Below are 14,446 nucleotides of genomic sequence, written 5' to 3'. Positions count from 1 at the left end.
CAAAGGAAGAGACAAATGACAAAGAAACCTACACTTGATTATCTAATGCTTCTTATTTTAATTGGTCTATTAATGTTTAGTTTGTTAGCTGTTTACAGTGGAACAGGTCAATACACGGATGGGCAATCCTTTTATTTCGCTAGGAGACAACTTATTTGGTACATCGTCAGTATCGCTATGATGATTGGTATTGCTTATTTTGATTATGACTTACTTGAAACGTGGGCCGTTTATTTATATATTTTGGGGATTTTGTTACTTATTTATGTTCGTTATTTTGGTATTGAAAGAAATGGTTCCCAAAGGTGGATAGATCTGGGGTTTATGGATCTGCAACCATCGGAATTAATGAAAATATTTTTAGTAATTTATCTGGCAGCTATATATAAAAGATATGGTACAGAAAAATTAACCTTTATCAAAAGTATTCCACTTGTTTTAAAAACTGTCGTTGTATTGGTAATTCCGTTTATTTTGATTCTTAAACAACCAGATTTAGGCTCTGCCCTTTTAATTGCGGTGGCAACACTAGGTTTATTATTGATGTCTAATATAAGTTATAAGATGATTGCCTGTGTTATGTCAGTATTGAGCTCCGGCGTAATATTAGTAATCTATTTATTTACGTATCATGAAGAATGGATATCAAGATTTTTTGAGCCACATCAGTTAGGCCGTATATACAGCTGGATTAACCCAGCTGAGTATACGATGAATTTCGGCTATCAATTAAGACAGGCGATGTTAGGGATAGGTGCAGGTCAGTTGACAGGATCAGGGTTTAACCAAGGGTATCAAGTCCAAAGTGGGCGTGTGCCTGAAGCACATACTGATTTTGTGTTCGCTGTGATTGGGGAGGAATTTGGCTTCATAGGAGGAAGTATCTTAATTGTCCTCTATTTCTTACTAATTTATCGCATCATAGTGATTGCGTTAAAAACAGACGATTTATTTGGTGTTTATATTTGTGTTGGTATTATTACACTTCTCTCCTTCCAAATCTTCCAAAATATCGCGATGACAATAGGATTAATGCCTGTAACAGGAATTGCGCTACCTTTTATTAGTTATGGTGGAAGTGCGTTAATTACCAATATGCTTGCATTAGGCTTAGTTCAAAGTATTTATGTGCGCTCTAAAGATTATATGTTTGCATCAGAGAATGATATGGCTGCATAAGGGGAGTATATGATGAAGCGTATGAGAAATATAGACTTAACATTGTTAATGGTACTTTTGTTGTTTGTTACCTTTGGTGTCGTAATGGTTTATAGTGCAAGCTACCCTTATGCATATATCCAGTATGATAGTGCAACATACTATTTTCACAGACAGTTATTTTGGGCTTTTATTAGCAGTTTGTTTTTAATAGGTGCTATGTTATTACCATATCAGATATATGGAAAGTTAAGTCCATTGCTTGTTTTGTTTACATTGGCCGCCTTAATTCTCGTTTTAATACCTGGAGTTGGAGTGGAACGGAATTTTTCAACTAGATGGATTGCAATCGGTGGATTTCTATTTCAGCCAGTTGAATTTGCGAAACTAGCAATGCTGATTTATTTTGCTTACTTTTATAGTAGAAAAGAAGCCTATATTGGTCATTTTGGTAAAGGAGTCATTCCACCACTTATTATCTTGGCAATTATATTTGGTTTGTTGTTGAAACAACCAGATTTAGGGTCTGCAACATTAATATTATTTTCATGTGGGATCATTTTGTTTTTTACAAAAATTCGATTTCGCCACTTATTTTTATTAGGAAGTGTTGCGGTCTCGATATTTATTTTCTTCGCAATGATGTCCCCTTATCGACTCGAGCGAATTACATCATTCATTGATCCCTTTGCAGATGCTCAAGGATCAGGTTATCAGTTAGTTAATTCTTATATCTCGATACATACAGGAGGTATTACTGGAAATGGATTAGGAGGAAGTGTTCAGAAGCTTGGCTATTTACCAGAGGCACATACAGACTTTATTATGTCGATTATAACGGAAGAATTAGGTCTGTTTGGAGTCATAGCTGTGTTAAGCTTCTATTTCTTTCTTTTTGTGAAAGGGATCCGTATTGCAATGCAGGCAAGCGATGAATTTGGTAAGCTGTTAGCCATTGGGATTACCTTTCAAATCATTATCCAAGCGTTTGTTAATTTAGGTGCGATTTTAGGAATGCTGCCCATTACTGGTATTACCTTACCTTTTATTAGTTATGGTGGTTCGTCATTAATAGTTACCATGGTTTCGGCAGGAATATTATTAAATATTTCTGCCTATTCTAAATTATAAGGAAAATATAATGCGCGTCATGATAGTGTTTTTGTATCATAGGTGGTCATTTTGAAATGATATGTAGACGGAAAGCATCGCTCCGGCTGCCCGCTTCCCTTTCCGTGGGGTTTTACCTTCAGCTAACTTTTCCAAGCAAAAACCGCTTGAAAAAGTGGATCTTCAGGTAAAACCGTTTCCACAGGAGTTGAAGCGGGCGGCCTCCGCTATAAAGCAGCTCTAAAACGTATGTGACAGCTCACTTTTTGAGGTTTTATACAATGTGAAATAAAAGAACGTAACGTCCGTACGTTAAAGCCATGTAGAACGTTATTTAGCGTAGGCGTCCACTTCGACTCCTGTGGGATCAGCGTGATCTGAAGATCCACTTTTGTAAAGCGATCTTCTTTACAAAAATTAGCTAAAGACACGCCCCAAGGAAAGTGAAGTGGGCGCCGCAGCGGTTGTTGTGCCTATTATTCATGTCAAAATAACTACTTTGGACAGGAATAGGTGGGCTTTCCCGGTTTTTCTTATATGATAAGAAAGTATAAATTTTGCGCAGATGTCTAGCTCCGAGCGCCCAGAAACTAGGCGACTTCACGAATCGCCCTACGATAAAGAAGACTTGCCGATTGGTGAAACCAGAGGCTTAGTCGCACTTATGCCTTTAGGTGAAAGTCATCATCGGTTCGTAAACTCACCGTGATTCCTTTATCTCAGTTAATTCGTTCCAGTCGCTACGTTTCTAATCGGGCGCACTAAGCTTTTCATAGTAAGCATGTGGAAAAATAAATGGTATTTCCCTATCAACTTCTCTCCCAATCGATATATAATAGAGGATGGAGGTGGGGACATGCCTCAAGCTTGGTTGCTTGGCCCGTTCGTGATAAAGGTTGATCTGGTTCTAATCATTATTGGTTTTGTACTAGCCTTTCTTTTCTTTTACTGGATTAGCCCATATCAAAAGGAAAAAACGAAGAACTTAATCGATACGGTTTCTAATATTTTCATTACATTTGTGATTTCCATTTGGATTGGAAAAATAGTGCTTCAATTCCAAACGTTTTTGTCAGACCCTGTTGCTATCTTAGCTTATCCAGCTAATACGAATGCATTTTACCTAGGGGTTATCATAACCATTCTGTTCAGTAAGTGGAGATGGATCAAGACGATCGATCAATATTATGACAATCTTTATGTATTTAGCACAGTATTTCTTAGTGCTAGTTTCATTTATTCTTTTTCAGATCATATATTGTACCATGAGAACTGGTTATATCTGATAGCTTTAATCACACTCTTATTATTTATCATCTATTCCAGTGATAAAAAGCCACCGATCATCATTGCAAATATAACATTGATAGGATGGGGATTACTGCAAATCGTGATATCAACATCGATTTTTCAATTTACACCACATCTAATCTTTTATATCTTTTTAGTCATGATTGGCGTTCTCCAAGGATATACATATTACCGTAACAGGGGGAGTCTGTGATGAAAAAATGGATCATTAGTGCCGTTTTACTAGCAATGGTGGTATGGGCTGTTATCGACATGGTGACAGATAACAAGGTAACTGAAGCAGATAATATTGGTTTGGAAATAGGAAATATTGCGCCAGATTTTGAACTGGAAACATTGGATGGTGAAACGGTGAAATTATCTGATTACCGTGGTGAGCCGGTAATGCTTAACTTTTGGGCAACATGGTGTCCTCCATGCCGATCGGAAATGCCAGATATGCAACGGTTTTATCAGGATACAGACATGAACATTTTAGCGATTAATTTAACGGATACGGAAGCTAATGTTGAAGATGTTAATCAGTTTGTAGAAGAATATGATCTGACATTTACGATTCCGTTAGATCAGGGGAATATTGTGGGCAATCGCTATCAAATTCGTCCTATTCCTACCACCTATATGTTAGATTCCAATGGTATCATCCAGTTTAATGTATTTGGTCCGCTTAACTACGACCAGATGATGTTGGAATATAATAAATTGCAATAGTAGGCGGACATTTAATCTGCTATTTGTGACAAAATTGTTGTTTTGAAGGTATTCGCGGACATCTATTCCGTTATTTCACATAAATAGAACTTATTTATGGCTAAAGTCGTCAAATAAGGGATTAAATGTCCGCTCACTGCTAAAAAAGGGCAAGATTTAACCAAATAACGGAACGAATGTCCGCGCAATAATATTCCCGAGTCTAGTTTTTTTGCTTATCCCTAACAAGGTAATAGGCAGTCATCCCCGAAGCGATTGGGATAACAATCGCAACTCCCATTCCCGCAGTAAAGATGGTAATCATTTCGTCACTAAATACTTTAGAATTAATAATCTCCCCGAATGAATAAGATAAATCTTTGAACCACATTAAGAGCCCCATATACCCACCGAAAAAGGCGAAGAACAATGTGTTGGTACTTGTATTGAGTATATCTCTCCCGATTCGGATTCCAGCCAGAAATAACTCTTTTCTACTAATTGTTGGATTATGGTAATGAATTTCACGCATCGGTGAAGTAATCGAAATAGCTGTATCAACAATTGCCCCGATGGTACTCATAATAATTACCGAAGTGGCCACTTTTACAAAGTCAATCCCAATATTTAAGGAAAAAGCCATCATTTCTTCTCTTTCTTCCTCACCGAAACCTTGGATCATGGATTGATCCGTGATGATAATGATGAAAAGTAACAATATCACTAACGTTACAATCGTAGATAAGAAGGCCATCATTGTTTTACTGTTGACCTCGTTAATATAGAACAGACTGATAGCACTAATGAAGGCACATGCCAAAAGCGTTAGCCAAATCGGATTGGCATTTGGATCGTTCATCACTAAAACCGTGGCGATAACGATGGCAAAATTTAAGAATAAAGCGATGAATGATTTTATTCCTTTTTTTCCTCCGACAATTGCCATCAACGTAAATAAGATGATCGACAATAACACTAATACATTCATGTTCTAGCCCTCTTTCTTCGAATAAAGAAAATCGATGTATAGATAGCAATCGGAATAGTCAGTACAATTCCGATACCACCAGCTAAGGCACGTGCCAATTCAATAGATAAATTCATGGATAGTGTGAACCGTATTGGTGATGCATTTTTAAAATATAAAAGTAGCATCGGGATTGATCCACTTACATAGGCAAAAAATAATACATTAATCATCGTCCCCATAATATCTTTGCCTATATCGATGCCAGATGCTTTAAGCTTCTTTAGACTTATCTGGTTATTTTTATCATATAGCTCAAAGATAGATGACGACATGGTGATGGCGACATCCATTACCGCCCCTAAGGAGCCAATTAAAAGCCCTGCCATAAAAACAATTTGTGGATTTCTGCTTAGAAAGGACATTTCTTCATAACGTAGTCCTTGTTCTCCTGTCACAGATAAGGCAAAGTAGGCAATCAAGAGTGAACTTAACGTACCAAGTAAGGTGGCGACAATCGCTGTATATGTTTTTTCATTGAAACCATTGACCAACAGTAGTGATATCACGGTAAAAAGAACAATGCTAATACCGCAAATGATCACTAGACTAAGGTCTGAATTTTGCAGGTAGATATCGAGTGCCAGCGATAAGATTCCGGCATTTACTGCTAAGCTGATAACCGATAGAGCCCCTTGTTTCTTACCGACAGCCAGCAAAATAATGATAAAAATCCAAGCTACCAAGATTAGATACTTATCACGTTTGACATCTTCAATGGTTCCGGAAGAAGTGGATTCATCGATGGTGACAAACACTTCATCTCCTGTATTAAATACTTGATCAACCGCCTGTGATCCGGAGTATTGATTCGTTATTTCGATCATTTCCCCTTTGTTGGAACCGTTTTGTATTTCAGCGGTGATTTCCTGGGTAACCCGATAATCTTGATTTTGATGCTGATCAACCGTTTCTGCTTTATCTGTTTCTACTGTATTGGTAATTTTAGCAATTGGTCTGTCATAGAATTCGTGATTGTGATTGACGAAAATAATCGAACTGATAAAGCCTACCGTAATAAGGATGTATATTAAAAGTTGCTGCCTTGATAACCCTTTTATCCATGCTTTCAAGCTGGTTCACTCCATTATATAGATTAAAGACACTAATGTCAGATAAATGTATAATTTGTTCTCCAAATCTCTTGTATAGGTGCAAAAGAGTAGGGAATCGATTAAACGCCTTTTGAATCTTTTAAGAACTTGTTTCCTACATATAATACCATCCCTTTAAACCTTCTGCATACAGATAGGGTGATTCATCATTAAGGTTTGTATAAATGTACCACCAATAGACAATACTGGTTAATAACTGTATGAACTATGGAGGTGGGATATATGGAGGGTATTAGGATTTCATCGATTCAAGCTTTAATGCTGGCGATTGCTAGTATTACTGTTACAGGACATTTATTGTTTATCCCCGTTATTATTAATCATGCCGGGAGAGACAGTTGGATATCTTTACTCTTTGCTATCATTCCTGCTGTTCTGATTGGATTTGTGATAGCTTTACTTGCACAGCGTTATCCTGAACAATCATTAATTGAATATTCTCAGACTATTCTTGGTAAATGGATTGGAAAGATAGTAGCCATTATATTTCTTTTTTATTTTTTTCATGAGGCAAGTTTATCATTAAGAGGTTTTAGCGAATTTTACAATTCTGCGATTACTCCTCGAACACCACTGATGATTTATATGGTGGCAATGTTAATTCTGGCCACATATGCGATTCGAAATCGGTTAGAAATATTAGCAAGAACAAATCAAACGTTTCTTATATTAATGATACCGATTGGTATATTGGCATCATTTTTAACGCACAAAGATAAAGACTATCAAAATTTACTCCCTATCCTTGAGGATGGTTTCAGTCCTGTCGTGATGAGGGCATTTAACATCACCTCACTATATAGTTCATTTATTGTTTTGGCTATGGTTTTTCCGTTTGTTTCTAATAAGAAAAAATTAAAGAGGTTTAGTATTCTGACGATGCTGATTTTGATCGTTATGTTCTTGGGCCCTGTTACAGGTGTAGTTACCGTTTTCGGAGAGGAGCGTTCGATGGGGCTCTACTTTCCGACCTTTCAAACATTAAGAGATATCGAGATTGGTGCACTGCAAAGGTTGGATATTCTTGGCGTTTTATTATGGTCATTAGGGTCCTTTTCTAAAATTGCCTTATTTTTCTACGCAATTGTGTTAGGGGTGGCACAATTATTTCATTTAGATGATTACAAAATTTTAACGATTCCAACAGCTGCTTTATTAGCTATTTTTTCTTTAATTACAAGTGATGACTTAATTGGGATATATCGATTTCTCATGCATATTTATCCCTACTTTGCAACGTTTATAGCATTAGTTATTCCCTTACTGTTACTCCTAATCAGTCAATTTAAGCAGTTAAAAAGAGGATGAATGATATGTTTAGAAGGAAACCAAAGTTAAATAAGAAACAGAACAGGAAACTAGAAGATCTTTGCTTTCAAGGTAACCTAAATGATGATATCAAAATCATCAAAGATATGTTTGGGGATAGTTCTGATTTAGTTGTTCGTTTTATTGACAGTGAAAAGGAGAGATCTGTTGCTGTTTTGTATCTGGAAAGTTTAGTCGAAAGGGAATCGATTGAAGAATATGTAATCAGTGAACTAAACGAAAACTATAAACAGGATCAAAATTTAAAAGAACTTCATTTCGCTACGATAAAAAAAGAAGCTACATCGTCTATAAAGGACTCCCTTACATACTTGTTACAAGGACATTCCCTTGTATTAGGAGAAAATCAAACAAGTGGAATTGCACTCGATACAGCAGGTGGGGAGAGACGTCAAGTTTCTGAATCTGAAGTGGAGACAGTTGTTCGTGGCCCAAGAGAGTCTTTCAATGAATCGTTACAAACCAACATCGGTTTAGTCAGAAGACGTCTGCATACGCATAAATTAAAGGTTCATGAGATGAAGATTGGCGAGTTATCCCAAACCCCAGTTGCTATATTAGGCATTGATGGTGTTGTGAAACCAGAAATGTATGAGGAAGTTAAAAGCCGTTTGGAGAAAATCGAAATAGATGGCATTCTTGATTCTTTATATTTAGAAGAAATTATTGAAGACCCAAATGGATATACGCCATTTCCAACCATTTTTAATTCAGAAAGACCTGACCGAATTGCAGCTGGTTTGTTAGAAGGTAGAATTGCCATTTTGTTAGAGGGTAGCCCAGGTACTTTATTGGTGCCAGCTACAATTGGCTTATTTTTGACATCGAATGAAGATTATTATCAACGATATGATTTTGCAAGTTTTCTTAAAATGCTAAGAGGTTTTGCGTTTTTTTTATCCGTTGTTTTACCAGGTTTTTACGTAGCGTTGCTTACTTATCATCAGGAAATGATACCGACACCACTACTTATTGCCTTAACCGGGCAACGGGAAGGGGTACCATTTGCAATAGCTATTGAGGTGCTTTTTATGGAGATAACGTTTGAAATATTAAGGGAAGCAGGTCTCAGGCTCCCTAAAACAATTGGTGCAGCAGTATCCATCGTGGGTGGATTAGTGTTAGGACAAGCAGCAGTAGAAGCTGGTCTAGTTGGGCAAGCCACCGTTATTACGGTTTCCTTAACGGCAATAGGTTCTTTTACGACGCCATCCTATAACTTAGCGATATCGGCACGGTTGATAAGGTTTGCGCTGATAACATTAGCTGCCGTCCTTGGAGCTTTTGGTTTAATTTTTGGGCTGATATTTATGTATATTCACTTGACTACACTGCGCTCCTTTGGTGTCCCATACTTAACTCCTATCGTACCTTTTCATAAAGACAATTGGGGAGATTTATTGATAAGAACACCATGGTGGGCAATGAGAGAACGGCCAAATGAGGTTGCAGGTGAAAATCAGAAAAGGATGTCTGATTCAAGAGATAATAACCATTTAAATAGGAGACAAAAAAAGTGAAAATAATAAGATTAGCTTTGCTATTTGTTTGTATTGTACTTTTAAGTGGTTGCTGGGATAAGAAAGAATTAAATGAAGTTGCTGTTGTAATTGGAGTAGGTATTGATAAAGTTAGTGAAAAAGAGGGTGTTTATGAAATAACAGCACAGGTAATTAAACCTCAAGAAGGTGATCAACAAGGAGCAGAATTACCAACATGGAGTGTAACAGCTCAAGGTGAAACGATCATGGATGCGATTAAAAATTTAAATAGGCTTTCCCCACGACGGTTATACTGGTCCCATCTTCAGATTATCATTTTTAGTGAGGGATTAGCTAGAGAAGGTGTTGCGCCAATTATCACATGGTTTGAACGAGATAGAGATAGTCGTGCAGGTTCCTATGTAGTAGTAACCCGGGGCAGTGCCCAAGATTTATTAAATCAAAAAATAGAGCTTGGCAGTATTCCGGCAAAAGCAATGAGTGATCTTTTAGATTCAGCCGAACAGCGACAAATTATTGCCAGGAAAGTTAAACTGCGTGACTTTACTACAGTACTAACAACACCAGGAATTGATCCATCTCTTGATGTAATACAACCGAAAAACAGGTGGAAAAGGAAATAGGTGAAGTGATTACCTCACGGATTGAGAATGAATTTGAACTTGCAAAAGAGATGGGTTCAGATATTTATGGGATTGGGCAGAAATTGAGAAGAGTCTACCCGGATGCTTGGAAAACAGCTCAAGATCAACCTGAAGAAATGCTAGCAAAAGTGACATTTGATATTCAAGTGGAAGCAAATATTCGAAGGTCAGGATTAATTATCGAACCAACTCAAACGGAGATGGAGTGAAAGGATGCTAAAAGATGTGGTTTGCTGGATTATCACTTCTATTTATAGTGCTTATTATTATAGATGCTAAACAGTTATGGAAAAGAAAAAATAAAAGAGAGTTAATTCTTTATTTTTCTTTTTTAACAACAGCTTATTTTTTGTTCATCGTCAACAGACTCCACCTGTTCTCGCTAGAATCATTTAGTTCCATTCAAATAATCACGGATTTTGTTCAACTATTCTTACCAATGGACCATAAAATTTAGTTTACCTTCGTGATTTGCTGTAAAATATGGAAGATAGCCTCTTAGAAATAAGATCACAATATAGTGAAAAGCGCCTTAACATTGTTAGGGCGTTTTTTTGTAATAAGACAAGAAAGGGTAGAATCTGTGCAATGATCCACTTTAGTGGTCAAACAGTCAATTTCATAATTGGCTACTAGGAATCGCAGATCTACTTAGCATTTAAAATTGTTTAAATGGATCGCAAACCTAAATTAATCCTTTGACATCAAGACAACTTGCCATTATGATAATAAAAGCAAATCCCAGTAAATTAATAAGAAAAGAGTGATTTAGATGGAAACAACAGCGAAAGTTCAATCTGCAAATGCAGTAAAAGATTCCATACAACAAAAAAATTCGAATTTAAATAAACCACAAATACCACTTATAATTGGTGGATTAGCGGTTGGTTTCATATTAATGGTTTATTTAATGTTCACCCAAAATAGTGTTCAACCGTTATTATTAGTAATTGGTCTGTTACTTGGTTATACCTTGTTTCATGCACGCTTTGGTTTTACTTCTGCATTCCGCAGATTTATGTCTGTTGGAAATGGGCAGGCGTTACGGTCTCATATGTTAATGTTGGCAGTTGCTGTTACACTATTTGCTCCTATTCTAGCATTTGGCTTTTCATTCTTTGGAGGAGAAGTTGCTGGTTATGTGTCACCAGTTGGAGTAAGCCTCGTTGTAGGAGCCTTCATGTTTGGGATAGGGATGCAATTAGGGGGTGGATGTGCATCTGGTACTCTATATGCAGTCGGTGGTGGTCGTTCTGTTATGTTTATCACACTATTATTCTTTATAGTAGGTTCAACGATAGGTGCTTATCATCTACCATTTTGGACTGAAGATTTACCAGCCTTTGAACCTGTGTCTCTAGCAACATCTACAGGACTTGGTTATGGTGGCGCTTGGGTCTTATCAATTGTATTATTTGGATTAATAGCTTGGATATCCTTAGTTGTAGAGAAAAAGAAACGTGCACCTAAAATGGCGCCATTACCTTCTGAAAAAGGATGGCGGAGGATTTTCCGAGGATCATGGCCATTATTTGCTGCAGCAATTGTTTTGGCAGTTCTTAATGCCTTAACATTAATGACTCGTGGTGCTCCGTGGGGGATTACCTCTGCTTTTGCTTTATGGGGTTCAAAAGTAGCACAATTCTTCGGAGTCGATGTAGCTAGTTGGGGATATTGGCAAGGCGCAAACGCGTCAGCATTAGAGGCATCTATTTTCGCTGACTCTACTACTGTATTAAATTTAGGCGTTATTCTTGGGGCATTCCTCGCATCAGCAGCGGGTGGACTTTTCAAGTTTTCTAAAATAACTGGAAAAAATGCGCTAGCATCTGTTATAGGAGGCCTACTGATGGGCTATGGTGCCCGTCTTGCATTCGGATGTAATATCGGTGCTTATTTTGGCGGAATTGCCTCCTTTAGTCTTCACGGTTATGTTTGGGGGATCTTAGCATTAGCAGGCACTTTTGTGGCACTATATCTCAGACCTTTGTTTGGATTGTCTGTACCGAAACCAAAAGATTCATTTTGTTGATATGGAAAGAAAAAATCACCATGTGGAATATACCCATGGTGATTTTTGTATTTGGATAGACCCTATTATAACTATGATAAGATGTTTGTACCCATTTAAATGTCAGTAAAGTCGCTAATATGTTATATTAAAGTGTAATGATTATGGAAAGGATGTTCCTTCATGAAGAAAACCGTAGTGTTAGCGGAAAAGCCTTCTGTTGCTCGGGATATAGCTCGAGTATTACAGTGTAATAAGAAAGGAAATGGCTTTTTAGAAGGTCAAAAATATATCGTTACTTGGGCGTTAGGACATTTAGTTACTCTAGCAGATCCCGAGGTTTACGATGATAAATATAAAACATGGAAACTGGATGAATTGCCGATGTTACCAGAGCGTTTGAAATTAGTAGTAATTAAGAAAACCGGCAAACAGTTTCAATCAGTAAAAAGTCAGCTTGTTCGAAAAGATGTGCAGGATATCGTGATTGCTACGGATGCTGGACGAGAAGGGGAACTAGTGGCGCGTTGGATTTTGGAAAAGGTTCGTGTGAACAAACCTGTCAAAAGATTATGGATCTCTTCTGTAACAGATCAAGCGATTAAACAAGGTTTTCAAAACTTAAAACCAGCCAAACAATACGATAACCTCTATGCCTCAGCAGTTGCTCGCTCAGAAGCTGACTGGTATGTTGGATTGAATGCAACGAGAGCGCTAACGACGAAATTTAATGCGCAACTATCAAGTGGTCGTGTACAAACCCCAACTCTGGCGATGATTGCATCAAGAGAGAAGGAAATTAAACAATTCCAGCCGAAAAAGTATTTTCAAATCAAGGCGCGAACAAAGGACGGCATTACCTTAACTTGGCGAAATGCTAAAGGAGAAACACGCCTGTTTGATCAATCAACAGCAAAAGAGCTTCAATCCAGATTGCAAAATAAACCGTTAACCGTTACTCAGATCGACAAAAAGAATAAAAAAAGCTATGCACCTAGCCTTTATGACTTAACTGATTTGCAGCGAGATGCAAACCGTATTTTCGGTTTCTCCGGAAAACAAACATTATCGATCATGCAGAAGCTATATGAACAGCATAAAGTATTGACTTATCCAAGAACTGATTCTAAATATATTTCTACGGATATTGTACCTACATTAAAGGAACGGGTGACAAGCTGTGGAGTAGGTCCGTATGCGAAGACAGCAAACAAAATAAAAAAACAGCCGATTAAAGCTCATAAATCGTTTGTTGATAATAGCAAAGTTTCCGACCACCATGCGATTATCCCAACAGAAGAGCCAGTGTATCTATCGAAATTATCTGATCAGGAACAGAAAATATATGATCTCGTAATCAAACGTTTCTTGGCAGTTTTATTGCCGCCATTTCAATATGAGAAGATTGAGTTACAGGCAGAAATAGCTGGTGAAATATTTACTGCTAGTGGCAAAAATGTGATTGACCAAGGCTTTAAAGCGGTGTATAACCATGACAATGACGATGATGATGAACAAAAAATCAGTGAAATCCAAGAAAAGCATGTCTGGGAAAAACCAACCTTAACCTTGAACGAAGGGGAGACAAAACCGCCAGAACGCTTAACAGAGGGTACATTACTACAAGCGATGGAAAATCCAGCGAAGTTTTTAGAACAAAATGAAAAACACGCATCCAAAACGCTACAAGCTACTGGTGGATTAGGAACTGTTGCAACGAGAGCGGATATTATCGAGAAATTGTTCAATACCTTTTACATCGAGAAAAAAGGAAAATATCTTCACCTTACTTCAAAAGGTAAACAGCTACTGGAGCTTGTACCAGCTGATTTACGTTCTCCGTTGTTAACAGCAGAGTGGGAGAAAAAGCTGAACCAGATTGCAAATGGTCAACTGAAAAAAACAGCCTTTATCAGTGAAATTAAAGGATATACCAAGGAAATCGTGCACCAGGTGAAAACGACTGATGCCAAATATAAACACGACAACATGACCGGTACGAAATGTCCGAAATGCGGAAAGCTTATGTTAGAAGTAAATGGAAAGAAAGGTCGCATGCTAGTCTGCCAAGATAGAGAGTGTGGGGAGCGTAAGCCGATCGCCAAGAAAACAAATGCACGTTGCCCAAATTGCCATAAAAGAATGGAACTACGCGGACAAGGTGAAGGACAAACCTTTTCTTGTGTATGTGGATATCGTGAAAAGTTATCTTCATTTCAAAAACGAAAAGAAAAACAAGGAAAGAATAAAGCAACGAAACGAGATGTAAACAAATATATGAAACAGCAGGACGACGAATTTACCAACACTGCATTGGCAGATGCACTTGCGAAATTAAAGAAGAAATAAAAGAAAAAACAACGTGATGGTTAGCTCCGTCACGTTGTTTTTTCTTACTTGTTAGGAAATTATATAATACGCGGCATGATAGTGTATTTGTATCATAGGTGGTCATTTTGAAATGATATGTAGACGGAAAGCAACGCTCCGGCTGCCCGCTTCCCTTTCCATGGGGTTTTACCTTCAGGTGCGGCCGAGCATAGGTCGTA

13 protein-coding genes are annotated in these 14,446 nt (G+C 37.5%); 11 read left to right on the top strand and 2 right to left on the bottom strand.

Going from position 1 to position 14,446, the window contains the following annotated elements:
- Positions 1–15 precede the first annotated feature (15 nt).
- From rodA to GH715_RS17020, 4 genes are all read left to right on the top strand, one after another.
- A complete protein-coding gene (gene rodA / locus GH715_RS17035; protein WP_153836620.1) occupies positions 16–1,179 on the top strand; it encodes a rod shape-determining protein RodA in 1,164 nt (387 codons plus the stop codon).
- 12 nt (positions 1,180–1,191) lie between these two features.
- The gene (gene ftsW, locus GH715_RS17030) at positions 1,192–2,289 is read left to right on the top strand and encodes a putative lipid II flippase FtsW (protein ID WP_153836621.1); all 1,098 of its coding nucleotides are present in this window, start codon (positions 1,192–1,194) and stop codon (positions 2,287–2,289) included.
- A gap of 835 nt (positions 2,290–3,124) precedes the next feature.
- Positions 3,125–3,772, top strand: a complete 648-nt coding sequence (locus tag GH715_RS17025; RefSeq protein WP_153836622.1) for a hypothetical protein — start codon at positions 3,125–3,127, stop codon at positions 3,770–3,772.
- Positions 3,772–4,290, top strand: a complete 519-nt coding sequence (locus GH715_RS17020; RefSeq protein WP_153836623.1) for a redoxin domain-containing protein — start codon at positions 3,772–3,774, stop codon at positions 4,288–4,290. Before GH715_RS17025 ends, GH715_RS17020 begins: the two co-directional genes overlap by 1 nt.
- A gap of 202 nt (positions 4,291–4,492) precedes the next feature.
- Here GH715_RS17020 and GH715_RS17015 read toward each other — a convergent pair whose 3' ends face one another.
- Positions 4,493–5,257: a YibE/F family protein gene (locus GH715_RS17015; RefSeq protein WP_153836624.1), complete on the bottom strand. Its 765-nt coding sequence runs from the start codon at positions 5,255–5,257 to the stop codon at positions 4,493–4,495.
- On the bottom strand, positions 5,254–6,369 hold the full coding sequence (locus tag GH715_RS17010) for a YibE/F family protein (RefSeq protein WP_153836625.1): 1,116 nt from the start codon (positions 6,367–6,369) through the stop codon (positions 5,254–5,256). The genes GH715_RS17015 and GH715_RS17010 overlap by 4 nt, the downstream gene beginning before the upstream one ends.
- A 264-nt stretch (positions 6,370–6,633) precedes the next feature.
- Between GH715_RS17010 and GH715_RS17005 the strand changes: the two genes are divergently transcribed.
- The 7 genes from GH715_RS17005 (at position 6,634) to GH715_RS16980 (ending at position 14,246) form a co-directional block, all read left to right on the top strand.
- A complete protein-coding gene (locus GH715_RS17005; RefSeq protein WP_153836626.1) occupies positions 6,634–7,719 on the top strand; it encodes a GerAB/ArcD/ProY family transporter in 1,086 nt (361 codons plus the stop codon).
- Between the two features lie 5 nt (positions 7,720–7,724).
- The gene (locus GH715_RS17000) at positions 7,725–9,260 is read left to right on the top strand and encodes a spore germination protein (protein ID WP_153836627.1); all 1,536 of its coding nucleotides are present in this window, start codon (positions 7,725–7,727) and stop codon (positions 9,258–9,260) included.
- Complete coding sequence (locus tag GH715_RS16995; protein ID WP_240469409.1) at positions 9,257–9,865, top strand: Ger(x)C family spore germination protein; 609 nt, start codon at positions 9,257–9,259, stop codon at positions 9,863–9,865. The genes GH715_RS17000 and GH715_RS16995 overlap by 4 nt, the downstream gene beginning before the upstream one ends.
- On the top strand, positions 9,850–10,095 hold the full coding sequence (locus GH715_RS21625; protein ID WP_240469408.1) for a Ger(x)C family spore germination C-terminal domain-containing protein: 246 nt from the start codon (positions 9,850–9,852) through the stop codon (positions 10,093–10,095). The genes GH715_RS16995 and GH715_RS21625 overlap by 16 nt, the downstream gene beginning before the upstream one ends.
- Positions 10,096–10,109: 14 nt before the next feature.
- A complete protein-coding gene (locus GH715_RS16990; RefSeq protein WP_153836628.1) occupies positions 10,110–10,343 on the top strand; it encodes a hypothetical protein in 234 nt (77 codons plus the stop codon).
- 315 nt (positions 10,344–10,658) lie between these two features.
- Positions 10,659–11,918: a YeeE/YedE family protein gene (locus GH715_RS16985; RefSeq protein ID WP_153836629.1), complete on the top strand. Its 1,260-nt coding sequence runs from the start codon at positions 10,659–10,661 to the stop codon at positions 11,916–11,918.
- 162 nt (positions 11,919–12,080) lie between these two features.
- Complete coding sequence (locus tag GH715_RS16980; RefSeq protein WP_153836630.1) at positions 12,081–14,246, top strand: DNA topoisomerase III; 2,166 nt, start codon at positions 12,081–12,083, stop codon at positions 14,244–14,246.
- Positions 14,247–14,446: the final 200 nt, after the last annotated feature.

It is taken from the genome of Gracilibacillus thailandensis, from assembly GCF_010994055.1.
Lineage (GTDB): Bacteria > Bacillota > Bacilli > Bacillales > Amphibacillaceae > Gracilibacillus > Gracilibacillus lacisalsi.
The sequence above is the reverse complement of the archived record's forward strand: the minus strand, read 5'-3'. Positions and strand labels throughout refer to the sequence as shown.